This is a genomic window from Lentzea fradiae, assembly GCF_900100955.1.
Lineage (GTDB): Bacteria > Actinomycetota > Actinomycetes > Mycobacteriales > Pseudonocardiaceae > Lentzea > Lentzea fradiae.
This window is the reverse complement of the sequence record NZ_FNCC01000010.1, coordinates 244,756-265,491: the sequence shown is the minus strand read 5'-3', so window position 1 is coordinate 265,491 and position 20,736 is coordinate 244,756. Positions and strand designations below refer to the sequence as shown.

27 protein-coding genes are annotated in these 20,736 nt (G+C 71.4%); 17 read left to right on the top strand and 10 right to left on the bottom strand.

What is annotated here, in order from left to right; all coding sequences use genetic code 11:
* Positions 1 to 17: 17 nt before the first annotated feature.
* Positions 18 to 314, bottom strand: coding sequence for a hypothetical protein (locus BLT23_RS40930; protein ID WP_176946904.1), 297 nt, complete (start codon positions 312 to 314; stop codon positions 18 to 20).
* A 131-nt stretch (positions 315 to 445) separates the two neighbouring features.
* Between BLT23_RS40930 and BLT23_RS24725 the strand changes: the two genes are divergently transcribed.
* The 6 genes from BLT23_RS24725 to BLT23_RS24700 all read left to right on the top strand — a co-directional run bounded on the left by BLT23_RS24725 (position 446) and on the right by BLT23_RS24700 (position 4,764).
* Complete coding sequence (locus BLT23_RS24725) at positions 446 to 982, top strand: RNA polymerase sigma factor (protein WP_090052624.1); 537 nt, start codon at positions 446 to 448, stop codon at positions 980 to 982.
* Positions 979 to 2,229, top strand: coding sequence for a hypothetical protein (locus BLT23_RS24720; protein WP_090052622.1), 1,251 nt, complete (start codon positions 979 to 981; stop codon positions 2,227 to 2,229). Before BLT23_RS24725 ends, BLT23_RS24720 begins: the two co-directional genes overlap by 4 nt.
* Before the next feature lie 31 nt (positions 2,230 to 2,260).
* Positions 2,261 to 2,776: a GNAT family N-acetyltransferase gene (locus BLT23_RS24715; RefSeq protein WP_090052620.1), complete on the top strand. Its 516-nt coding sequence runs from the start codon at positions 2,261 to 2,263 to the stop codon at positions 2,774 to 2,776.
* Positions 2,754 to 3,530 (top strand): arylamine N-acetyltransferase family protein, encoded by a 777-nt coding sequence (locus BLT23_RS24710; RefSeq protein WP_245744142.1) that lies wholly within the window; start codon positions 2,754 to 2,756, stop codon positions 3,528 to 3,530. The genes BLT23_RS24715 and BLT23_RS24710 overlap by 23 nt, the downstream gene beginning before the upstream one ends.
* A 37-nt stretch (positions 3,531 to 3,567) precedes the next feature.
* The gene (locus BLT23_RS24705; protein WP_090052616.1) at positions 3,568 to 4,080 is read left to right on the top strand and encodes a YflT domain-containing protein; all 513 of its coding nucleotides are present in this window, start codon (positions 3,568 to 3,570) and stop codon (positions 4,078 to 4,080) included.
* A 108-nt stretch (positions 4,081 to 4,188) separates the two neighbouring features.
* Positions 4,189 to 4,764 carry a hypothetical protein gene (locus BLT23_RS24700; RefSeq protein ID WP_143036021.1) on the top strand — a complete coding sequence of 192 codons (576 nt, stop codon included), beginning with the start codon at positions 4,189 to 4,191 and terminating at the stop codon, positions 4,762 to 4,764.
* Positions 4,765 to 4,915: 151 nt separating this feature from the next.
* Here the strand turns inward: BLT23_RS24700 and BLT23_RS24695 are convergent, their stop codons facing one another.
* Positions 4,916 to 5,152, bottom strand: a complete 237-nt coding sequence (locus tag BLT23_RS24695) for a hypothetical protein (RefSeq protein ID WP_090052613.1) — start codon at positions 5,150 to 5,152, stop codon at positions 4,916 to 4,918.
* A 94-nt stretch (positions 5,153 to 5,246) separates the two neighbouring features.
* On the opposite strand from BLT23_RS24695, the gene BLT23_RS24690 reads away from it, so the two are divergent.
* The 5 genes from BLT23_RS24690 (at position 5,247) to BLT23_RS24670 (ending at position 8,797) form a co-directional block, all read left to right on the top strand.
* A complete protein-coding gene (locus BLT23_RS24690; RefSeq protein ID WP_090052611.1) occupies positions 5,247 to 5,555 on the top strand; it encodes a MerR family transcriptional regulator in 309 nt (102 codons plus the stop codon).
* Between the two features lie 61 nt (positions 5,556 to 5,616).
* A complete protein-coding gene (locus BLT23_RS24685) occupies positions 5,617 to 6,372 on the top strand; it encodes a TetR/AcrR family transcriptional regulator (RefSeq protein WP_090052609.1) in 756 nt (251 codons plus the stop codon).
* A complete protein-coding gene (locus BLT23_RS24680; RefSeq protein ID WP_090052607.1) occupies positions 6,369 to 7,205 on the top strand; it encodes an NAD(P)H-binding protein in 837 nt (278 codons plus the stop codon). The genes BLT23_RS24685 and BLT23_RS24680 overlap by 4 nt, the downstream gene beginning before the upstream one ends.
* Before the next feature lie 67 nt (positions 7,206 to 7,272).
* Entirely contained in the window at positions 7,273 to 7,503 is a 231-nt protein-coding gene (locus BLT23_RS24675) for a YciI family protein (protein WP_090052605.1), read from the top strand.
* Positions 7,504 to 7,510: 7 nt separating this feature from the next.
* Positions 7,511 to 8,797 carry an RNA polymerase sigma factor gene (locus BLT23_RS24670; RefSeq protein WP_090052601.1) on the top strand — a complete coding sequence of 429 codons (1,287 nt, stop codon included), beginning with the start codon at positions 7,511 to 7,513 and terminating at the stop codon, positions 8,795 to 8,797.
* Between the two features lie 97 nt (positions 8,798 to 8,894).
* Here the strand turns inward: BLT23_RS24670 and BLT23_RS24665 are convergent, their stop codons facing one another.
* Entirely contained in the window at positions 8,895 to 9,665 is a 771-nt protein-coding gene (locus BLT23_RS24665; protein WP_090052599.1) for a helix-turn-helix domain-containing protein, read from the bottom strand.
* 65 nt (positions 9,666 to 9,730) lie between these two features.
* Here BLT23_RS24665 and BLT23_RS24660 point away from each other — a divergent pair, with 65 nt between their 5' ends.
* The 3 genes from BLT23_RS24660 (at position 9,731) to BLT23_RS24650 (ending at position 14,210) form a co-directional block, all read left to right on the top strand.
* Entirely contained in the window at positions 9,731 to 10,285 is a 555-nt protein-coding gene (locus tag BLT23_RS24660) for a TIGR03086 family metal-binding protein (RefSeq protein WP_090052597.1), read from the top strand.
* A gap of 8 nt (positions 10,286 to 10,293) precedes the next feature.
* Positions 10,294 to 10,974, top strand: coding sequence for an aspartate/glutamate racemase family protein (locus BLT23_RS24655; RefSeq protein ID WP_090052595.1), 681 nt, complete (start codon positions 10,294 to 10,296; stop codon positions 10,972 to 10,974).
* A 92-nt stretch (positions 10,975 to 11,066) separates the two neighbouring features.
* Positions 11,067 to 14,210 (top strand): S8 family serine peptidase, encoded by a 3,144-nt coding sequence (locus tag BLT23_RS24650; protein ID WP_090052593.1) that lies wholly within the window; start codon positions 11,067 to 11,069, stop codon positions 14,208 to 14,210.
* A 39-nt stretch (positions 14,211 to 14,249) separates the two neighbouring features.
* On the opposite strand, the gene BLT23_RS24645 is transcribed toward BLT23_RS24650, so the two are convergent.
* The 4 genes from BLT23_RS24645 to BLT23_RS24630 all read right to left on the bottom strand — a co-directional run bounded on the left by BLT23_RS24645 (position 14,250) and on the right by BLT23_RS24630 (position 17,086).
* On the bottom strand, positions 14,250 to 14,660 hold the full coding sequence (locus BLT23_RS24645; RefSeq protein WP_090052961.1) for a YciI family protein: 411 nt from the start codon (positions 14,658 to 14,660) through the stop codon (positions 14,250 to 14,252).
* A 5-nt stretch (positions 14,661 to 14,665) separates the two neighbouring features.
* The gene (locus BLT23_RS24640) at positions 14,666 to 15,064 is read right to left on the bottom strand and encodes a VOC family protein (RefSeq protein WP_090052591.1); all 399 of its coding nucleotides are present in this window, start codon (positions 15,062 to 15,064) and stop codon (positions 14,666 to 14,668) included.
* A gap of 170 nt (positions 15,065 to 15,234) precedes the next feature.
* Complete coding sequence (locus tag BLT23_RS24635) at positions 15,235 to 15,915, bottom strand: RraA family protein (RefSeq protein ID WP_090052589.1); 681 nt, start codon at positions 15,913 to 15,915, stop codon at positions 15,235 to 15,237.
* 10 nt (positions 15,916 to 15,925) lie between these two features.
* The gene (locus tag BLT23_RS24630) at positions 15,926 to 17,086 is read right to left on the bottom strand and encodes an MFS transporter (protein ID WP_176946903.1); all 1,161 of its coding nucleotides are present in this window, start codon (positions 17,084 to 17,086) and stop codon (positions 15,926 to 15,928) included.
* Positions 17,087 to 17,161: 75 nt separating this feature from the next.
* On the opposite strand from BLT23_RS24630, the gene BLT23_RS24625 reads away from it, so the two are divergent.
* Entirely contained in the window at positions 17,162 to 17,899 is a 738-nt protein-coding gene (locus BLT23_RS24625; RefSeq protein WP_245744141.1) for a DeoR/GlpR family DNA-binding transcription regulator, read from the top strand.
* A complete protein-coding gene (locus tag BLT23_RS24620; RefSeq protein WP_090052585.1) occupies positions 17,896 to 18,447 on the top strand; it encodes an HAD-IA family hydrolase in 552 nt (183 codons plus the stop codon). The genes BLT23_RS24625 and BLT23_RS24620 overlap by 4 nt, the downstream gene beginning before the upstream one ends.
* Here BLT23_RS24620 and BLT23_RS24615 read toward each other — a convergent pair.
* From BLT23_RS24615 to BLT23_RS24605, 3 genes are read right to left on the bottom strand one after another with little or no spacing between them, the layout of a single operon-like run.
* Positions 18,426 to 19,001, bottom strand: a complete 576-nt coding sequence (locus tag BLT23_RS24615) for a vitamin K epoxide reductase family protein (RefSeq protein ID WP_090052582.1) — start codon at positions 18,999 to 19,001, stop codon at positions 18,426 to 18,428. The genes BLT23_RS24620 and BLT23_RS24615 overlap by 22 nt on opposite strands.
* Positions 18,998 to 19,597, bottom strand: coding sequence for a DsbA family protein (locus BLT23_RS24610; protein ID WP_090052579.1), 600 nt, complete (start codon positions 19,595 to 19,597; stop codon positions 18,998 to 19,000). Before BLT23_RS24610 ends, BLT23_RS24615 begins: the two co-directional genes overlap by 4 nt.
* Positions 19,598 to 19,649: 52 nt before the next feature.
* Entirely contained in the window at positions 19,650 to 20,027 is a 378-nt protein-coding gene (locus BLT23_RS24605; protein WP_090052577.1) for a hypothetical protein, read from the bottom strand.
* A gap of 198 nt (positions 20,028 to 20,225) precedes the next feature.
* On the opposite strand from BLT23_RS24605, the gene BLT23_RS24600 reads away from it, so the two are divergent.
* On the top strand, positions 20,226 to 20,648 hold the full coding sequence (locus BLT23_RS24600) for a YkvA family protein (protein WP_090052575.1): 423 nt from the start codon (positions 20,226 to 20,228) through the stop codon (positions 20,646 to 20,648).
* Positions 20,649 to 20,736: the final 88 nt, after the last annotated feature.

Below are 20,736 nucleotides of genomic sequence, written 5' to 3'. Positions count from 1 at the left end.
GCCCCGGTCGTGCGCGACTACCTCTTGGTCATCAGGGTCGGGCCCAGGATCCGGCGGGCGAGCCGCCGGGTGAACGACTTGGGCTTGCGGGCCGGCGCGGACGCCTGGACAGCCGCCTGCGCGGGCTGCGCGGCCGACTGACCGGGCGGTGTGGCGGGTGCGGCGACGGGCGCCTGCACGGCGGCGGGAACGGGCGCCGGGGGTGGCGGCACAGGAGTCGTGGCGGGAACGGTCACCGTTCCCGGTTCCTCGTACGGGATCTTCGCGAACACCTGGGTATCCGGCTCGACACTGCCGGGCTGCTCGATCGGCACGGACACGATCTTGCCATCGCTGTCATCCGTGCCTCGAACGAGGGGGACTCCCTCCAACGAGTGTGAGGCGGGTCACGCAGCACACCGGGGCGTGGTGGCCCCAGGCGGAGTGTGATGACTGAGACGACCGAGTGCGCGGGGGTCGGACCGCCCGAGTGGCGTTCACCGCGCTGTTCGAACGCCACGCCGAGGCGGTGTGGAACTACGCCTACCGGCTCACCGCCTCCTGGTCCCAGGCGGAGGACCTGCTCTCCGCCACGTTCCTGACGGCCTGGCGCAAACGCGGCGACGCCAGACTGGTGCGCGAGTCCGCGCTGCCCTGGCTCTACACCGTGACGGCCAACCGGGCCCGCACCGAGTGGCGGGCCTCGCGCCGCGCGCTGCGGCTGGTGTCGCGGCTGACCCCGCAGCACGAACGCGACCACGCCGACGAGGTCGCCGCCCGCACCGACGCCCAGCGCCGCCTCGCCGCCGTGGTGGCCGCCGTCGCGGCGCTGCCCGCGTCCGAACGCGAGATCGCCCAGCTGTGCCTGCTCGGCGAGATGCCCACCGCCGACGCCGCGGCACTGCTGGGCATCACCGAGTCCAGCGTCCGCGCCCGCGTCTCCCGCACCCGCGCCCGCCTGCGCCGCCTCGCCGGCGACCAGACCCCCGAGGACACCCCGTGATCGACCAGCTGCCCGAACACCGCCGCCTGCCCGACGACGTCCGCCTGCGCGCCCGCCGCCGCCTGTCCGAGGGCCTGCGTCCCGCGCCGCGCAGCGGCCGTGCCGTCCTCATCGCCGCCGGGGTCGTCCTGCTCGCCGCGGGCGCCGTGGCCGCGGGCCAGGCCCTCACCGCGGGGCCCGCCCAGGTCGCCGGCCCGTCCTACCCCCACAACGGCGAGCTCACCGGCGAGGACCGTGCCGCGGTCAACCACGTCGAACGCGGCACGGTCGCCCCGGACGTGCTCGCCCGCTGCGTCGCGGCCGCGCAGGGCCACCCACCCGCCGCCGAGTGGAACCCCATCGCCACCAGCCACAACAACGGCACGGCGCTCACCGCGTTCTCCGCCTCCACCGGCATGTTCTTCTGCGCCACGACCGCGACCACCACCACGGTCTCCACGCCGGAGCCCGTCACCAGCCAGGACGGCCCGCGCGGGGTCCGGGTCCTGTTCACCAGCCCCACCGGCGCGATCGCGGGCCTGGTCTCGCCGGACGTCTCGTTCCTCAGCCTGACCAGGATCTCCGACTCCAGCCGCAACAGCGCCTCGCCCGCCGTCGTCGACGGCCTCTTCCTCGCGCCCAGCGCGTTCCTCAGGGCCGAGACCGGCACACGGGCCCTGGTCAACGGTCACCAGCAGGTCCTGCGCGGCGTGCCGAAACCGTCCGAGTCCGTCGTCGACCGCCCGCTGCCCCCCGCCGCCCGCGACACCCCCGACGCCACGAGGTTCGGCGAGTGCCTGCGCGACCGGCCGATCCCCGACGCCGACCAGTTCGCCCACACCCTCAGCGTCCAGCTCAGCGCCACCGACACCGCGCGCGTCGGACGCTTCGGCGACCTGCTGCTGTACTGCCTCGACACCCCCAACGCGCCGTTGCGCGGCACCGTCTACGACCTCGACGACTTAAAGGAGATCCGCGGCGGCACCATCGCCTCGATGGCCGCCTTCCACGACTTCCTGTCCACGACGTCACCGGAGGGCGTCCAGCACGGCGGCAGCGGTGCCTTCGCGGCGGTCGGGCTCGTGACCGACGAGCGCGTCGCGTCGATCACCTACACCGTGCCCGGCGCGCCCGGCATCTCCGCCACCATCGCCGGCGGCACGTTCGTGCTCGACGCCCCGCTGATCGACGAGCACCCTGACGCGAAGGTGGTGGTGAGGGACGCGGCCGGCACCGTGCTGGAGACGATCACGCCGAAGCGGCGGTAAATCCGGTGGACAGCGTCGCCACGATGCCCTCGTGGAGACCGAACACCTGACGCTGCGGCCGCTCACCGAGGCCGACGAGGCCGCGGTGCTGGCCCTGCACGCCGACCCCGAGGTCATGCGCCACCTCGACCCCGCACCGGTGACGCGCTACCTGCGAGGCGGGCATCTCGCCGCCGTCGAGAAGACGACGGGCCGGTTCATCGGCTGGTTCGAGTTCCGCGACGCCGGCGGTGGTGTCGTCGAGCTCGGGTACCGGCTGCGACGGGAGTTCTGGGGCCGCGGCTACGCCACCGAGGGCGGCAGAGCCCTGATCGCACATGGTTTCACCAGCGGCGAAGTGCAGCGCGTCGTCGCGACCACGATGGCGGTCAACACGGCGTCGAGACGCGTCATGGAAAAGTGCGGGCTGCGGTACGTCCGCACGTTTCACGTCGACTTCCCGGATCCGTTGCCCGGTGCGGAACAAGGAGAGGTGGAGTACGCGCTGACAAAGGTGGAATGGCATCGATCTCAGGGGGAACGTCGTGTGGCAGACGGAATCAGTTGACCTGGACGCGTACTTCGCGCGCACGGGTGCGTCGGCGTCGAGCTCGTTGACGGAGTTGCACGAGGCGCACGTGCGCGCCATCCCGTTCGAGAACATCGACGTGATGCTGGGCCGTGTGCCGTCGCTGGACCTCGGCGACATCCAGGACAAGATGCTCCGGCGGGGCCGCGGCGGGTACTGCTACGAGCACCAGCTGCTGTTCACGGCCGTACTGGAACGCCTCGGGTACACGGTCGCGCGGCGCATGAGCCGGGTGAAGACCGGGCCGCGCACCCACTTCATGTCGATCGTCGACGACCAGCTCGTCGACGTCGGGTTCGGCGCCGGGATGCTGCACCCGATGCCGCTCGCCGACGGCGCCGTCGTGGACCAGGCGGGCTGGCCGCACCGGCTGCGCCGCGAGGGGCGGCGCTGGGTGCTGGAGAAGCGGTCAGGGGACGGGTGGGAGCTCCAGCACGCGTTCGAGGACGACGTCGAGCAGCAGCCGGTCGACTACCTGGCCGCCAACTACTACGTGGCCACGCACGAACGGTCGCCGTTCAGCCGCCAGCTCGTCGTGATGCGGCTCGAGCCGGGGCTGAGCCGGCGGCTCGTCGGCTCGCGGTTCACCGTCGAGCACGCCGGTCTCGAACCGGAGACCTCCACCGTGGAAGACCTCGGCAAGGCGCTGTTGTCGCTGGACATCACGCTTACCGACGGGGAGCTGAGTCACATCAGCTCAACTTTGGGAACACCGGAGGCGCAGCGTTCGTAGTACAGGTGCAGGGAATCGCACATCGGAGGTGTTGGACATGACCACCGCGACTCCGTTCACCACGGGAGCCGGTTCGACCGGTGCCAACAACGCACTGCCCACCCCGCCCACGGGGTGGCCGATCGGTTCCTACGCGACGTACGAGGAAGCGCAGCGGGCGGTCGACCACCTGGCGGACAACGACTTCCCGGTCGCGGACGTCACGATCGTCGGTGTCGAGCCGATGATCGTCGAACGCGTCACCGGCCGCCTGACCTGGGGTCGCGTCCTCGGTGCCGGTGCGGCGTCGGGCGCCTGGTTCGGTCTGTTCGTCGGTCTGCTGCTGGGCCTGTTCTCGACCGGCGGCGCGATCGCCCCGATCGTCACGGGTCTCGTCGTCGGTACCGCGTTCGGCCTGGCCAGCTCGGCCGCCCGGTACGGCGCGACCCGCGGCCGCCGCGACTTCGCCTCGGTCACCCAGCTCGTCGGCGGCCGTTACGACGTGCTGAGCCACCCGCGCAGCGCCGAGCGCGGCAAGGACATGCTGACCAGGCTCGCCTGGCGCGCGTGACCACCGGGGCCGCCGGCGGTAACCCCGCACATCGCTCCCACCACAGGAAGCGCCGTCCCGATCACGGGGCGGCGTTTCCGCTTGGACGGGGTCCTGTTCACTGGCGGCATGCCGGAACAGGGGGAGAGGACCGGCCGCCGGGCGAAGGCGGCCATCGGACTCGTCGTGCTCGCGCTGGTGGCGTGGTTCGTGGTGCCGCGCGGTCTGGGCTGGTCGGGAACGTGGGTGCCGTCGCTGGTCGAGACGTTCTGGCTGCTGCCGCTGCTCGTCGCCGCGGTCTGCGGGACGTGGATGGTGGCGAGGCGACGCCCGGCGGGGCTGCTCGGGCTGGCGGCACTGGTCGTCACCGGGTTCGTGACCGCGGCAGCTGTCGCGGTGATGAGGCTGGAGGCGCCGCCCGGTGACGAGGACCTGCTGCCGGGGCCGGCGGCGCTGAAGGTCGTCGAGGGCATCGGGTACTGCGGCTCCGGCGGATGCTCTCGAGACCTCGACGCGACCGGCGACCGCGCGCCCGAGGTGATGCGCGAGCACCTGACGTCCCACGGCTACACGCCCGCGCGTTCGCTCATGTACGGCGACGACCGGCTGTGCCGGCGAACGGGACTCGTGGCGGTGCGGGAAGTGTGCGCGGAACTGAAGGACGTGTCCGCCACCGCGGTCCACGTCATCTGGTACGTCAACTGAGTCGGCGCCTGCCGAACCGGCACGACCGCTGGACCGGCACATCGTCCAGGCCCGCACGGCGGTGAAGTGAGGGCGGCGAGTCCGCGAGTTCGCCGCCCTCGGTCCTGCGGTTCTTCCTTTCACCTCGGCTGGACGGGACGCACGTGGTTCCTCATCCGGCCGGAGGAGACCGCTGCCGCGATCTCGCGCACCTGGCGCGCCACACCCCTCGCATCACCGCGGGCTCGCGGTGCCCGGCGGCGGCGGGGAGAGGGCGAGGACGCGGTACCGGCACCCGGTCGTGGTTCGCGCCGAAGCTGGCGTCGATGATCGCCTCGAACTCCGCGCTCACCCAGTCGGGGTCGGCGCACACCAGGTCCGCGAACGCCCTCTGGTCGGTCGTCAGCACCTCGCGTCACTCCCTTGTGGAAGTAGCTACTCGGTACAGATTTTTTGTAGCTCGGACTGTAGATTTCGTCAAGTACCCACTGGAGGAGTTGCGCGTGCCGCTGAGCGACCTCGACGACGAGGACTACCCCGCCTACACCACCGGCCGGGCCGCCGAGCTGCTCGGCGTGCGGCAGGCGTTCCTGCGCAGCCTCGACGCCGCCGAGGTGCTGGTGCCACACCGCTCCGAGGGCGGTCACCGCCGCTACTCCCGCCGGCAGCTCGGCGTGGCGCAGCGCTACCGGGCGCTGTTCGACGACGGTCACCAGCTCGCGTCGGCGGCGCTCATCGTGCGGCTGCAGGACGACCTGGCCGCGGCGAACGCCGAGGTGGACGCGTTGCGGGCGCGGCTGAGCACGACCTGACCTCATTTCCGTACGAGGTACGGTATCGTTTCCGTATGGCCTACGGAAATGGGGTGGACGGGTGGCCGTCGAACGCAGCGGCGGGGGAGACCCGGCCAGGACGATCGCGCTGCTCTGGCGCAAGCCGCCGGAGCCCAGGACGGTCGGCAGGAAACCGAAGGTGAGCGTCGACCAAATCGTCACCGCCGCCCTCGCGGTGGCCGACCGCGACGGGCTCGCCGCGATGTCGATGGCGCGCGTCGCCCAGGAGCTCGGCGTCGGGACGATGTCGCTCTACACCCACGTGCCCGGCAAGGCCGAGCTGATCGACCTGATGGCCGACGCGGTGCTGCAGGAACGCGACCTCGTGCCCGAAGGCGGCTGGCGTGAGCGCGTGAAGCACTACGCCGACCGCACGCGCGCGGTCTACCAGCGGCATCCGTGGATGAGGGACGTCTCGATGGTGCGCCCGCCGCTCGGTCCGGGACTGATGGACGGCCAGGAGTTCCTGCTGGCCGCGCTCGCCGACTCCGGGCTGGAGCCGCGGCAGGTGACCACCGCGCACGTCGCGGTCGAGGGGTTCGTGCACGGCGCGGCGGCGGCCGAGGTCGACGACCAGCAGCTCGCCGCGACCACCGGTGAGACCGGCGACTCGTGGTGGGGCGCACGGCAGGTGTTCTGGGACGACTACTTCGACGTCGAGCGCTACCCGACGATGACGACGCTGTGGAACCTCGGCGCCTACCAGACGGAGGGCACGCTCGCCGACACCGTGCGGACCTCGTTCGACTACGGGCTCGACAGGTTGCTGGACGGCATCGAGAGAGGTCTGGCATGACAATCCTGGTGACCGGTGCGACCGGCACGGTCGGCCGGCTGGTGGTGCGCGGGCTCGGCGCCGGGGTGCGGGCGATGACCCGCGACCCCGCCAAGACCCGTTTCCCTGATGGCGTCGAGGTCGTGCGGGGCGACCTCGACGACCCGGACGGCATCCCGTTCGACGGCGTCGAGAAGCTCTACCTGTTCGCGCACCCGCCGACCGCGCGGGAGGTCGTGGAACGGGCGGTGCGCGCGGGCGTGCGCAGGATCGTGACGTTGTCGTCGGGCGCGGTGACCCACGGCTACGACACCGGCCACCACCTGCCCGTCGAACAGGCCGTCGAGGCGTCCGGAGCCGAGTGGACGCACCTGCGGCCCGGCGAGTTCGCCGCCAACACGATCGGCCTGTGGGGGCCGTCGATCCGCGAGGACGGCACGATCGTGCACCCCGACCCGGACGCGTGGAGCCAGCCGATCCACGAGGCGGACATCGCCGAGATCGCGGTCAAGGCCCTGCTGGAGGACGGGCACGCGGGCCGGGCCTACACGTTGTCCGGGCCGCCGCCGCTCACCCGGCGGGACATGGCGCGCGAGATCGGCGCGGCGATCGGCCGCGACCTGTCGTTCCGCGACGTCACGCCCGACGAGGCCCTCGCCTACTACATCGGTGCCGGCTGGCCGGAGGAGGTGGCCCGCTTCATCCTCGGCCTCAGCGGCTACGAGGGTGGCGAACCCGACGACTTCGGCGACTACGAGTTCACCGTCACGCCGGAGTTCGAGCGGCTGACCGGCAGGCCGTACCGCACGTTCGCCGTCTGGGCCCGTGACCACGCGGACGACTTCCGCGCGTGACCGCCCGTCGATTCCGGCACCTCCTCGTTCGACGTACCCGCGGGGGGCGTGAGCGAGGAGGTCCGGGGTGCGGTTCATGGTGTTCGTCAGAAGCCCGAGGTCGCTGGCGGTGTGCGGCGGGGACGCGTTGCTGCGCGCGGGGGTCCTGCTCGACGCCGGTGACCTGGTGGCGGGCGTGTGCGGGGTGTCGGGGTACTGGCTGATCGACGTCCGCGACCGCGAGGAGGCGGTGGAGCGCGTCCGGCGCATCCCCCTTCCGGCTTGTGTCGTGGAAATACGTCAGGTGGCTGTGGTCTGATGCCCTCATGGGGGCTACCACCTCGGTGCACCGCACCGTCGACGCGGTCTGGCGGATGGAGTCGGCGAAGGTCATCGCCGCGCTCGCCCGGTACACGCGCGACGTCGGCCTCGCCGAGGAGATGGCCCAGGACGCGCTGGTCGCGGCACTGGAGCAGTGGCCTGTCGAGGGTGTTCCGCGCAACCCCGGCGCGTGGCTGACGACCACGGCCAAGCGCCGCGCGATCGACCAGATCCGGCGCCGGGAGAACCTCAACCGCAAGGTCGAGGAGATCGGCCGCGACGTCCGGGAGGCCACCCCGGACGCGAGCGAGGGCATCGAGGACGAGATCGGCGACGACCTGCTGAGCCTCATCTTCACCGCCTGCCACCCCGTCCTCGGCACGGAGGCGCGCGTCGCGCTGACGCTGAAGATGCTGGGCGGCCTCAAGACAGAGGAGATCGCCCGCGCGTTCCTCGTCAGCGACTCGACCGTGGCGCAGCGCATCGTGCGTGCCAAGAAGACGCTGGCCGACGCCGGTGTCCCGTTCGAGGTCCCCGAGGGGCCCGATCTCGCACCCCGGCTCGCGTCCGTGCTCGAAGTGCTCTACCTGATCTTCAACGAGGGCTACTCCGCCACCCAGGGTGACGACTGGATGCGCCCCGAGCTGTGCGCGGAGGCTTTGCGGCTGGGCCGCGTGCTCGCCGAGCTCGCGCCCAAGGAGGCTGAGGTCCACGGCCTCGTAGCGTTGATGGAGATCCAGGCGTCGCGTGCGAAGGCCCGCACCGGCCCCGGCGGCGAGCCCGTGTTGCTGCTCGACCAGGACCGCGGCAAGTGGGACTGGCTGCTCATCGGCCGCGGCCTCCAGGCCCTCGAACGCGCCGAGGCCCTCAACCAGCCGCCCGGCCCGTACTACGTGCAGGCCGCGCTCGCCGCCTGCCACGCCCGCGCACGCAAGGCCGAGGACACCGACTGGCAGCAGATCGCCGCGCTCTACCAGGTGCTGGCACGGATCTCACCGTCCCCGGTGGTCGAGCTCAACCGCGCGGTCGCGCTGTCGATGGCGTTCGGTCCCGCCGCCGGACTCGCCCTGGTCGACGAGATCGCGGGCGAGAAGGCGCTGCGGGGCTACCACCTGCTGCCCAGCGTGCGGGGCGACTTCCTGATGAAGCTGGGCCGCACGGACGAGGCGAAGGCCGAGTTCGAGAAAGCCGCCTCGCTCACCCGCAACGAGGCCGAGAGGACGTTGTTGCTGGAACGGGCCGCCGCCTGCGATCAGACGGGGACGTTGGCCGGTCGCGCCGGCGCCAGCTGACCGTCAGGGGACAGCGAACTGGAAAGTCGTCTCCTCCTCGCGGAGGCGGCCCGTGCCTTCGACCTCAGCCGCGGCGGGCACGTGCGGGGCAAGCTCGTCAGCTGAGCGCGCGGGCGTAGGCCGTGGGCGAGACGCCGACCGTCTGGGTGAAGTCGCGCACGAGGTGCGCTTGGTCGCTGTAGCCGAGCTCGGCGGCCAGGCGCGACCACTCCACCTCCGACTCGGCGCGCTCCAGCGCCTCGTGGATCCGGTAGCGCAGGATCACCCACTTCGGGCTCACCCCGACGTAGTCGGCGAACAGCCGTTGCAACGTCCGCACCGCCAGGCCGCAGTCCCGCGCGAAGTCCGCGACCCGCCGGATCTCCCGGTCGTCACGGATGCGCTGCGCCAGCTCCATCGCCAGCGTCGCCTGCGGGTCGGGTGCCGGGCCCAGGCCGAGCAGGAACGCGTCCAGCGCCGCGACCCGTTCGTCCTCGTCCTCCACGTCCAGCACCGCCGAGGCCGGGGTGTCGAGCCGCACGTGCCTGCCGGTCCACTCCGACACCGGCTCCGGCCGGAACGGGCGGAACCCACCGGGCCGGAACTGCACGCCCGCGACCCTGACCCGCCCTTCGAGCACCCGGCTGAACAGCCCGAGCCCGACGCCCGCGATCTCCGGCTGCGTGTACCCGTGCTCGAAGACGATGTTCACCGACGGGTGCGGCACGACGTAGCTGGTGTAGGGCGCGTCCAGGTGACCGTCGATCAGCCAGTAGTGCTCCAGGAACGGCCGCAGCTGCTCGCACGGCAGACGGCGGCGGAACCGGACGCGGGCGAACAGCTCCCGTGCGTCCACGATCCCCCGAGTGTCCCGGCGCGGCCCCTGCACGCCCCGAATCCTAGGTTGGCGCGTTTTTTCAAGAACGCCGAACCACACGGTCGTAGCGTCGAACCATGAAGCTCAGCGTTCTGCTCGACCGAGCCCGTGACCACGTGTTGCCTGTCATCGCCGGGATCGGCGACGACGACCTGTCCAAGCCCACCCCGTGCGCCGACTACGACGTCCGCGCCCTGCTCGACCACCTGCTGCACGTCGTCGTCGAGTTCCAGAAGCTCGCCGTCAAGCAGGACGCCGACTTCAGCCACACCCCGCGGTACCCGGACTGGCGCGAGCGGTACCCGGCCGAGACGGCGAAGCTCGTCGACGCGTGGGGGCAGCCGGGTGCGGACGAGGGCATCGCCGGCAACATGAACATGCCCGCGCAGGTCGTCGGCGGCCTGGCGCTGCTCGACCTCACCATCCACGCCTCCGACCTCGCACAGGCGACCGGCCAGAAGTTCGAGCCCGACCCCGAGGTGCTCACCGAGGTCACCGCCCTCGTCGGGCAGATGGGGCCGACGGCCCTCGAGATGAACGTCTTCGCCGCCCCCGTCGAGGCACCCGCCGACGCCTCGCCGTTCGAGCGGCTGCTCGCCACCACCGGCCGCGACCCGCGCTGGAGTGCTTGACTGGCGCGATGATGACGATCGGAATGCTCGGCGGGATGAGCTGGGAGAGCAGCGCCGAGTACTACCGCCTCGCGAACGTGCTGGTGCGCGAACGGCTCGGCGGCCTGCACTCGGCGCGGGTCGTGCTGCACTCCGTCGACTTCGCCGAGATCGAGCGCATGCAGGTCGACGGCCGGTGGGACGAGGCGGGGAAGGTGCTCGCCACGGCCGCCGCCGGAGTGCAGGCCGCGGGGGCCGACCTGCTGCTGATCTGCACCAACACCATGCACAAGGTGTACGACCAGGTGCGGGCCGCCGTCGACATCCCGGTCCTGCACCTCGCCGACACCACCGCGGCCGCGATCAAGGCGGCGGGCCTGTCCACCGTCGGGCTGCTCGGCACCGCGTTCACGATGGACCAGCCGTTCTACCGCGAACGGCTGGAGTCGCACGGCCTGACGGTGCTGCTGCCTTCGCCACAGGACCGCGCGACCGTGCACCGGATCATCTACGACGAGCTGTGCCTCGGCGTCGTGCGTGAGGAATCCCGCCGCGCCTGTCAAGACGTGATCACACATTTCAGCGGCGCCCAGGGCGTCGTTCTCGGCTGCACCGAGATCGAGCTCCTGATCAGCCAAGACGACGTCCCGCTGCCGCTGTTCCCGACCACCAGGCTGCACGTCGAGGCCGCCGTGGACCGGATTCTGTGAACACGTCCGGGTAATCGCGAGCAGCGGGGCCGCGGCGCGGTGTGTTTCCAGTCCCGACAACTGGAAACACACCCCCGAAGGAGAGTCACCCGTTGCACCGCTCCTACCTCGCCGCAGGGCTGGTGGCCGTCGTGGTCGGCGCCACGGCGGCCGTTCCCGTCGCAGCGACCTCACCACCCGGACCGCAGCCGCTCCTCGCCGACAGCCTGACCACCACGGTCACGCTGATCACCGGCGACGAGGTCGACGTCGTCAACGGCCGCGTCCACACCAGAGCGGCCAAGGGCCGCGAGCACATCGCCTTCCGCTCCTACCAGGACCCGCGCGGCGACTTGCACGTCGTCCCGCTCGACGCCCAGCCCGGGATCGACAGCGGCCGGCTCGACGAGCGCCTGTTCGACATCTCGCTGCTGGCGAGGTCCGGCTACGACGACGCCTCCAGCAGCACCACCCCGCTGATCGTGGAGCGGCAGGCACTCGGCACGATCCGCGCCAAGGCGACCGAGGCCCCGGCGCTGACGAGCATCGGCGCGCACGCGGTGGAGGCCGACAAGAACGCCGGCGCCTGGACGGCGGGCAGCGGCAGGATCTGGCTCGACGGCAAGGTCACGGCGGCCATGGACCACAGCGCCGCGCAGGTCAACGCTCCCGCCGCCTGGGCGAAGGGCTTCACCGGCGAAGGCGTCACCGTCGCGGTCCTCGACACCGGCGTCGACGAGTCCCACCCCGGCCTCGCGGGCGCCGTGGTCGAGTCGAAGAACTTCACCTCCAGCCCCACCACCGACGACAGGGTCGGCCACGGCACGCACGTCGCCGCGACCATCACCGGCGCCGGGAAGTACCAGGGCATCGCCCCGGACGCGAAGATCGTCAACGCCAAGGTGCTCGACGACCAGGGCGGCGGCGGCCGGGAAAGCGACATCATCGCCGGCATGGAGTGGGCCGCCACCAAGGCCAAGATCATCAACATGAGCCTCGGCAGCTCGTGGCCCGACGAGGGCACCGACCCGATGGCGCTCGCGCTCAACCGCATCACCGGGGAGACCGGGGCGTTGTTCGTCGTCGCCGCGGGCAACACCGGTGGCATCATCGGCTCACCGGCGTCCGCCGACGCCGCCCTCACCGTCGGTGCCGTCGACCGCGACGACGCACTGGCCGGGTTCTCCTCCCGAGGCCCGCGCTGGGCGAACAACGCCATCAAGCCCGACATCACCGCGCCGGGCGTCGGCATCGTCGCGGCCAAGGCGAAGAACGGCCAGGTCGGCGACCCCGTCGACGACGGGCACGTGGCGCTCACAGGCACCTCGATGGCCACCCCGCACGTGGCGGGCGCCGCGGCACTGCTGGCCGCCGAGCATCCCGAGTGGAAGGCGGAAAACCTCAAGGCGGCGCTGATGAACAGCGCCAAGCCCCACCCGTCGCTCACCGTCTACGAGCAGGGCGCCGGACGTCTCGACGTCGACCGCGCCGTGTCCTCACCGGTCTCCACCGACCAGGGCAGCCTCTCGCTCGGCTCCGCGCAGTGGCCGCACGACGACGACACGCCGATCACGCGGAAACTCACCTACCGCAACACCGGCACCTCCGACGTGACGGTCGACCTGGCCGTCACAGACGTGAAGCCCGCCGGAGACGGCCTGTTCAGCGTCTCCCCGGCCAAGCTCATGATCCCGGCCGGTGGCACGGCGGACGCCACCGTCACCGCCGACACCCGCGCACAAGTGCCGGACGGCGTCCACGGCGCCGCGGTCGTGGCGTCCACCGGGGTGCGGGTGCCGATCGGCGTCGTGAAGGAGATCGAGAGCTATGACGTGAAGCTGACGTTCCTCGGTCACAACGGCAAGCAGCCGGATTTCTACAACTACCGGTTCGTCAACATCGACAAGGAGGAGGCGTTCTTCCGCTTCGACCCGTCCGGCACGCTCGTGCAGCGACTGCCCAAGGGCCGGTTCCTCTTCGAGGGCAGCATCAGCACCGGGAACTTGACGACCGCGCTGGCCGAGCCGGCGTTCGAGGTCACCGGGCCCACCGAGGTCGTGTTCGACGCACGCCAGGCGTCCAAGCCCTCGATCGCCGTCGGACACGCGGACGCCGCGAGCGTCAAAGCCGGCCTGGGCTTCCGGACCAGGGCGACCTGGGGCGAGACCGGCAGCGCCTGGAACTTCCCCAGCTTCGACGCGTACCTCGTCCGCCCGTCGGCGACGTCGTGGCCGGACTTCGAGTTCTACACCGAGTCGGTGCTCGCCAGGCCGGACGGCCAAGGCACCTTCCACGGCAGCCCGTACCAGTACCACGTGCGGGTCAGCGAGAAGACCCGCGTGCCAGAGAACGTCCAGCGCAAGGTCGAGGACCGCGATCTGGTCCGCGTCGACTCGATCACGCACGCCCGTGTGCCCGGCTCGGTCGGCCGCGTCGACGACGGTGCTTCCGGCCCGCTGCCACTCCGGCTCGTGGAGTACTACACCCCGGGCATCGCCTGGGACAGCTCGGTCGTCGAGTTCACCGAACCAGGCGTGTACCCGACTCTGGGCGCCCAGTACTCGGCCGTGCCGCGCGTGTTCGAGCTCGGCCAGACCGTCACCGAGCACCGCAACAGCGCCGTCTACGGGCCGGGTGTCCCGCACGACCCCAGGTTCGTGCGATACGCCGCACGCCTCGGCAACGTGCTGCGCATCGACGTGCCGCTGCACAGCGCGCAGGGTATGACAGGCCGCACTCTCGCCGCCGGCCACACCACCGTGACGGTCGACGGCGAGGTCATCTCCGACCAGCCGCTGCCCGGCTACGCCACCATCCCCGACGCTCCGTGGCAGGCGAAGCGCTACCGGGTGCACACCGAGGCGACCCAGGACTCGGTGTCGTCGAAGGTGACCGCCGACTGGTCGTTCACCTCGGAGTTCGTTCCGGGTGAGGCGTTGCGGCCGGTGCCGTTGCTGGCGGTGCGGTTCAGCCCGCGGCTCGACGAGCACAACCGCGCCGGGCGCGAGCTGACTGTGCCGGTCACGGTGGAGCGCAGCGGCACGGGCATCGTGACGGACATCGAGGCACCCGCGGTTCAAGTGTCCTACGACGAGGGCGCGACCTGGGAACCGGCACCGCTGCGCACGACCGGAGGCGGGTGGGAGATGACGCTCACCCACCCGGAGGGCGCCAAGAACGTGTCGTTCAAGGCACGGGCGGCGGACTCCGGCAGCGAGGTGCAGCAGACCATCATTCGCGCGTACGACCTGAAGTGACCTGACGGTGGGGGCCGGTGCGCACCGGCCCCCACCCCTTCACTTCCGGTACGGCGCCAGCGTCTGCGGGTCCACGTCCGGCGCCGACATGATCGGGTGCACCTCGATCGGCTGGTTCAGCACCGTCCCACCCGGTCCGGGGCACGCCGATGCCTTGCGGGCGATCTCCAGCAGCCGCTCGTGGCTGTCGACGTCCACCACCCAGTACCCGGCGATGACCTCCTTCGCCTCGGTGAACGGCCCGTCGACCACCACCGGGCCGTCGTCCGACCCGCGCACGACGAACGCCCGCGCCGGACCGCTGAGCCCTTCCGACTGCAGCAGCTCACCGGTGGCGCGCAGCTCGGCGTCGAGGTCGCGCATGTAGGCGACCATGCGGTGCATGTCCTCGTCGCCCCAGGCCGCCAGGCCCTCCCAGTCCTCCTGGTTGCCGCCGTAGCTGACCAGCATGTACTTCACTTCCACTCCCCACCGGTCGCACGAGCCTTGATCTCCTGCACGGCCCAGCTGTTGCCGTCCGGGTCGTCGAAGAAGACGAACGACCCGCCGTCCTTGTCGTTCATGCGCACGATCTCACCGGCCTCGACGCCGCGCTCGAGCAGTTGCGCGCGTGCCTTCTCCAGGTCGGACACGACGAGCTGCACGCCTTTGAGCGACCCCGGCTCGCCCTTCACGATCCCCTTGCCCATCACGATCGAGCAGCCCGACCCCGGAGGGGTGAGCTGCACGACGCGTGTGTCCTCCGAGAACGTCGTGTCGTGGTCGACGACGAAGCCCAGCTGCTCGGAGTAGAAGTGCTTCGACCGGTCGATGTCCGACACCGGTACGACGACGACCTCCAGGGTCCAGTCCATGTCTCGCGTTCCTCTCAGCGGTGGCCCTTGCACCACCGCGTCGAAGCGCTCACGGGGTTTTCGACACGGGGTCGCGACCCACATACCCGAGCAGCCGGTCCCGCAACGACGCACCGGCGAGCACCGGGACCTCGGCGCGGACCCGGTACCCGTCCGCGATCGTCACGGCCTCACTCCTCGACCGCGCCGCCGATCGTGCGCAGGTGCTCGCGGAACGTCAGGCCGCTCGCGAGGTACTCGCCGAACCGCAGCTGGCTGCGCAGGGACTCACCCTGCCGCACCCGCTCGGCCTGCGCTCGTTCGACGTCGCGGATGCCCCGCGCCTTGGTGATGAGCGGTTCCACGTGCGAGGCCGGGACGAACAGCACGCCGTCGTCGTCGCCGAACACGACGTCGTCGGTCGTGACGGTCCACTGGTCGACCTGGGCCGTCGACAACGCCTCCGGTTCGCGGTCGCGCAGGGTCAGCGGACCCGTCGGGTTCGCGCCGAGGCTGAACACCGGCAGGCCGATCTCGCGCAGGTCCTGGGTGTCGCGGTGCAGACCCCAGATGACCACCCCGGCGAGACCGGCCAGCTGCGCCTCCCGCACGACCATGTCGCCGACGCACGCCTCGTCGGTGCGGGCGCCGTTGTCGACCACCAGCACGTCGCCGGGCTGGGCGCGCTCGAACGCTTCCAGGAAGATGTCGACGCTGCCCGCGTGTCTGGCCGGCAGCACGCGGCCGGATGTCGTCGTGCCGGGCACGACCGGTTTCAGCGAGACCGCGCGCACCGGGATGTGCGCGCGGATGCAGGCGTCGGCCAGATGTGCGGTCGTCAGGTCCAGTGACGCGAGGTTGGGGAGATCCATTCGGACAGTGTTACGCGGCGACCCGCTCCTTGGTGGGTTCCGCGCGCAACACGCCCGCGGACAGCGCCGCCACCAGGCACAGCGCCACCGGCAGCAGGAACGCGATGTTGAGCGGCACGAAGTGGGTGAGCCAGCCGATCACCGCCGGTCCGGCGAGCACGCCCAGGTAGCCGAGCCCGGCGACGCGCGAGACGTTGACGCCCGCCGCGCCCGGTTCCGCGTGGCCCGCCGCGCTGAACAGCTGCGGCACCGTGCCGGACAGGCCGATGCCGGCGATGGCCCAGCCGACCAGCGCGAGCCAGATCCACGGCGACAGCGCCGCGGTCGCGATGCCGGCCGCGCCGATCACCGAGCCCCAGCGCAGCACGTGCGTCGGCCCGACCTTCGCGGTGACGCGGTCCGCGAGCAGCCGCCCGATCGTCATGGTCGTCGCGAACGCGCCGTAGGCGAACGCCGCGATCTGCGGTGAGGCGTCGAGGACGTCCTGCAGGTGCAGCACGCTCCAGTCGTTGGCGGCGCCCTCGCTCAGCATCACCAGCAGGGCGAGCACGGCCATGATCCAGATCTTGCGCGGCGCCTTGCGCTTCTTCCCGGCCGTCTCCGCCTGCTGTTCTTCCTTCTCGTCGAGCAGGAACCGGGCCGTGACGAGGCTGACGACGACACCGAGCACCGCGGCGGCGCCGAGGGTGGTGGCGGGGGAGAGCTCCCAGCCCAGCGTGCGGGCACCGGTCAGCGCCGCCGCCACACCGCCCAGCGACCAGGTGGCGTGGAACGCCGACATCACGGGGCGGCTGTAGTGCCGTTCCACGACCACGGCGTGCGCGTTCATGCTCACGTCGATCAGCCCGTTGCCGAAGCCGAACACCAGCAGCGCGACCGCGAGCGTCCACTGGTTGACCGCCACGCCCGGCAGGAACGCCGTGACGCTGCAGATGACGCCCGCGGCGGGCACGACGAGCTTCACGCCCAGCCGGTCGGCGACCTTGCCGCCGACCCGCATGCCGAGGAACGCGCCCAGCCCGAGCAGCAGCAACAGCCGGCCGAGCTCCGCGTGGGTGATGCCCGTGCGGTCCTCGACGGTCGGGATGTGGACGAGCCACAGCCCGAGCAGGAACCCGTTCAGGGCGAAGTACGTGAAGGTGGCCACCCGCGCGGCCTTGAGAGGACTCACGCGGCACACGCTAAACGAACAGGGGTCATGTTCGAAAGCTTGAGTATCGAACACCACTCGTGTTCAATCGCGGTCGTGTCCCGACTGAAGCAGATCACCGAGGCGGTCCGCGACGCCGGTTCCCTCGGGGTCGCGGAGCTGGCGTCCCTGACGGGTGCCTCCGAGATGACCATTCGCCGCGACCTGGAGGTCCTGGCAGCTCAGGGCGTGCTCGAACGATACAGGGGCGGTGCCCGCAGCCTGCTCCTGCGCGGCGAGGAACCCCCGTTCGCGCTGCGCGCCGACGAGAACATGGACGCCAAGCGGCGCATCGCGGCCACCGTCGCCGCGCTGATCGCCGACGGCGAGTCCGTCGTCCTCGACAGCGGCACCACGTGCCTGGAGGTGGCCCGCCTGCTGCACGACCGGCGCCTGACCGTCATGCCGTTGTCGCTGCACGCCGTGAACGCCCTGGCGTCGTCGGCCACGCTCACCCTGCTCATCCCCGGCGGCCGTCCGCGCCCCGGTGAGCTCGCCCTGACCGGACCGCTGACGCTCGCGTCGTTGCAGGCCCTGCGCTTCGACACCGCGGTCATCGGCTGCTGCGGCCTGTCCGCGCAGCACGGTCTCACCGCCTACGACCTGGAGGACGCCTCCGTGAAACGCACCGCCATCGCCTCGGCCCGGCGGGTGATCGCCGCAGTCGACGCCTCCAAGCTGACCCGCACCGCGCTCGCGCACGTGGCACCGGCCTCCGCGCTGGACGCCGTGGTCACCGACGCGGACGGCGACGACGGCCTGACCGCCGCGGGCGTCACGGTGGTGACGGCATGATCGTGCTGTTCGACATGTTCGGCGTGATCGCCCGCGACCAGTCGCGCGAGGTCATGGACCAGATGAGCACCTCACCGGAGTTCTGGGAGGCGTACTGGGCCCACCGCCCCGCCTACGACCGCGGCGACGTGACGGCCGAGCAGTACTGGCGCCTCGTCGGCCACCCGCCGCTGGTCGAGCAGGACGTCGCCAGCTGGAGCCGCGTCGACTACGAGATGATCGCGCTGCTGCACGAGCTCGACAACGCCGGCCGCCGCATCGCGCTGCTGTCCAACATCCCCGAGGACCACGCCCGCTTCTTCGAGCACACCTACGCGTGGCTCGACCTGTTCGAGGTGCGCGGGTTCTCCTGCCGCATCGGCGCCGCCAAACCCGAGCGCAAGGCGTTCGAGTGGTGCCGCGACCGGCTCGGCGGCGGCGACATCCTGTTCGTCGACGACAGGCAGGAGAACGTGGCGGCCGCGCGCCGGGCGGGGATGCGCGGCCACCACTTCACCGGGATCTCCGGTCTGCGCGAGGTGCTCGCTCAGACCAGCGACGACCAGTAGAACCAGAACGCCTGCAGCACCCCGGCCGCGATCAGCAAGTACCACAGGACGAGCACGACCGAGTGGTACTGGAACGACGGCCGCATGTTGCGCAGCGTCGTGTACCAGAAGATCGGGATCGTCACCGCCCACACGACCATGCAGTACGGGCACAACGCGCCGATCTCGTACAGCGACTGGTAGATCAGCCAGTGCACGAACAGCACGCCCGCCGTCGCCCCCGCCTGCAACCCGATCCAGACCCACCACGGCAGCGACACCCCGGCCACCAGCAGCACGCCCAGGGTCGTGACCACGGCGAACCCCGCGATGCCCAGCAGCGGGTTGGGGAACCCGAACACCGCGGCCTGGTCGGTCTTCATGATCGAGCCGCAGCTCAGCACCGGGTTGATGCTGCAGGTGGGGATGTAGAACGGGTCCCGCAGCAGCGCGATCTTCTCGATCGTCAGCACGAACGAGGCGAGCAGGCCGACGCCGCCGCCGACGGCGAGCACCCACGCGACGATCCGGTGCACGCCGGACCTGGTCTCCGCGACCGTTTCGGTCTGGTTCACGACAGCGCCTTCTCGATCGCCGACTTCAGCGCGTCGTACGTCGGCGCGCCGCTGAACTTGGTGCCGCCGACGAAGAACGTCGGCGTGCTCTGCACACCCGCCGCGCTGCCCTCCGACCGCTGCGCGAGCACCCGCTCCCGCAGCGCCGGGTCGTCGAGCGCCTTCTCGAACGCGGCCCGGTCGAGCCCGAGCTCGTCGGCGAACGTCAGGAACACCGCGCGCTGGGACGTCTGCTGCCCGCCCCACTCCGGCTGCGTCTCGAACAGCAGCCGGAACATCTCGTCCCGCTTGCCCTGCGCCCCGGCGGCCTCGACCGCGACGGCCGCCAGCTCGGCGTTGCGGTGGCTGGGGATCGGGAAGTGCCTGATGTCGAACACGACCCGGTCGCCGTACTCGGTCTTGAGCCGCTCGACGCCGGGGAAGGCGGCGCGGCAGGACGGGCACTCCAGGTCGAGGTACTCGACGACGGTCACCTTGCCGTCGGCGGAGCGGGCGACGGCGGTGGTGCCGTCATCGCGGCTGAACAGGGCGAACCCGGCGATCACCACCGCCACCACGGCGACGATGACCAGGGACAGACGAGCGTTCTTGGACATGGCAGAACTCCACGTGTGCGAAATGGACCGAGGACCGCGGAACGGGTTCGGTCTAGGCGCGCAGCACGCAGAGCTGGGCCAGCCGCACTTCCAGCCGGCGTGACGGGGGAGCGGCGACGGTGACCGGGCGCGGCAGCCGTGGCCGGAACGACGACCGCCGCAGCAGGGCGACACCGATCAGCACGGCCAGCGCCACCACGAGACAGCAGCCCGCGACGAGAATGCCGTCGAGCAACGCCGACCCGTCGTCGTGCACCGGGTCGGCGACGAACGCGGCCGGGGTCGTGCTCGTCGTGGCGCACTGCGCGGTCCAGGCGAACTCGGTCTCGCACGGGGTGCCCTGCATCATCGCGACCCCGGCGACCAGGGCGAGCACCGCGAAGACCCGCGCGAGGTACGCGCGGGTCCGCGAGCTGCTGGTGCCGGGCACGTGATCCAGGGTAGCGAGAAGCGGAACCGGACCCGGTGAAGGGCCGCTGTTCCCGGAACGCCAGGGCGCTCGGAGCACCTGCTCCAGCGTGTTGCAACGGACGTAACCTGGCGACGTGAGGGACCAAGCAGGAGGCGCGCCCAAGCTCCCGGCGGCGGGTGACCGGACGCCACCGCGACCGAGGGCGGTGAGCCGGCCGTGACCGGGTGGTTCTGGTGGGATCTGGTGATCGGCGTGGCCGCCGCGTTGCTGCTGGCCTGGGTGGCCCTCGTGGTCGTGCTCGTGGTTGCCCGCCCGGAAGGGGGCCTGCTGCGCGAGGCGCTGCGCATCCTGCCCGACCTGGTGCGGCTGGTCCGCCGTCTCGCCGCCGACCGCACCCTCCCGCGCGGGGTCCGCGTCCGGCTCGTGCTGCTGCTCGTCTACCTCGCGTCCCCGATCGACCTCGTTCCCGACTTCCTGCCCGTGCTCGGTTACGCCGACGACGCGATCATCGTCACCGCGGTGCTGCGCGGCGTCGTGCGTCGTGCCGGGCTCGACGCCGTCCGAGCCCGCTGGCCCGGCACCGACGACGGGTTCGCCACACTCGCCCGGCTCACCGGCCTGGACCGCTCACGCCCGTGACCGGTTCGACGGCACCGGCGACCGAGAGCACCGGGCTCGGCGAGTTCCGCGGTTCGGACGGCGGCTTCCTGCTCGGCCCGGTCGCCTG

Bases quoted from the DNA above. Each gene is read 5' to 3' on its own strand.
- BLT23_RS24705 (WP_090052616.1), top strand. From the start codon at position 3,568: ATGACCACCGCGACTCCGTTCACCACGGGAGCCGGTTCGACCGGTGCC.
- BLT23_RS24700 (WP_143036021.1), top strand. From the start codon at position 4,189: ATGCCGGAACAGGGGGAGAGGACCGGCCGCCGGGCGAAGGCGGCCATC.
- BLT23_RS24680 (WP_090052607.1), top strand. From the start codon at position 6,369: ATGACAATCCTGGTGACCGGTGCGACCGGCACGGTCGGCCGGCTGGTG.
- BLT23_RS24670 (WP_090052601.1), top strand. From the start codon at position 7,511: ATGGGGGCTACCACCTCGGTGCACCGCACCGTCGACGCGGTCTGGCGG.
- BLT23_RS24660 (WP_090052597.1), top strand. From the start codon at position 9,731: ATGAAGCTCAGCGTTCTGCTCGACCGAGCCCGTGACCACGTGTTGCCT.
- BLT23_RS24655 (WP_090052595.1), top strand. From the start codon at position 10,294: ATGATGACGATCGGAATGCTCGGCGGGATGAGCTGGGAGAGCAGCGCC.
- BLT23_RS24645 (WP_090052961.1), bottom strand. From the start codon at position 14,660: ATGCTGGTCAGCTACGGCGGCAACCAGGAGGACTGGGAGGGCCTGGCG.
- BLT23_RS24640 (WP_090052591.1), bottom strand. From the start codon at position 15,064: ATGGACTGGACCCTGGAGGTCGTCGTCGTACCGGTGTCGGACATCGAC.
- BLT23_RS24635 (WP_090052589.1), bottom strand. From the start codon at position 15,915: ATGGATCTCCCCAACCTCGCGTCACTGGACCTGACGACCGCACATCTG.
- BLT23_RS24620 (WP_090052585.1), top strand. From the start codon at position 17,896: ATGATCGTGCTGTTCGACATGTTCGGCGTGATCGCCCGCGACCAGTCG.
- BLT23_RS24610 (WP_090052579.1), bottom strand. From the start codon at position 19,597: ATGTCCAAGAACGCTCGTCTGTCCCTGGTCATCGTCGCCGTGGTGGCG.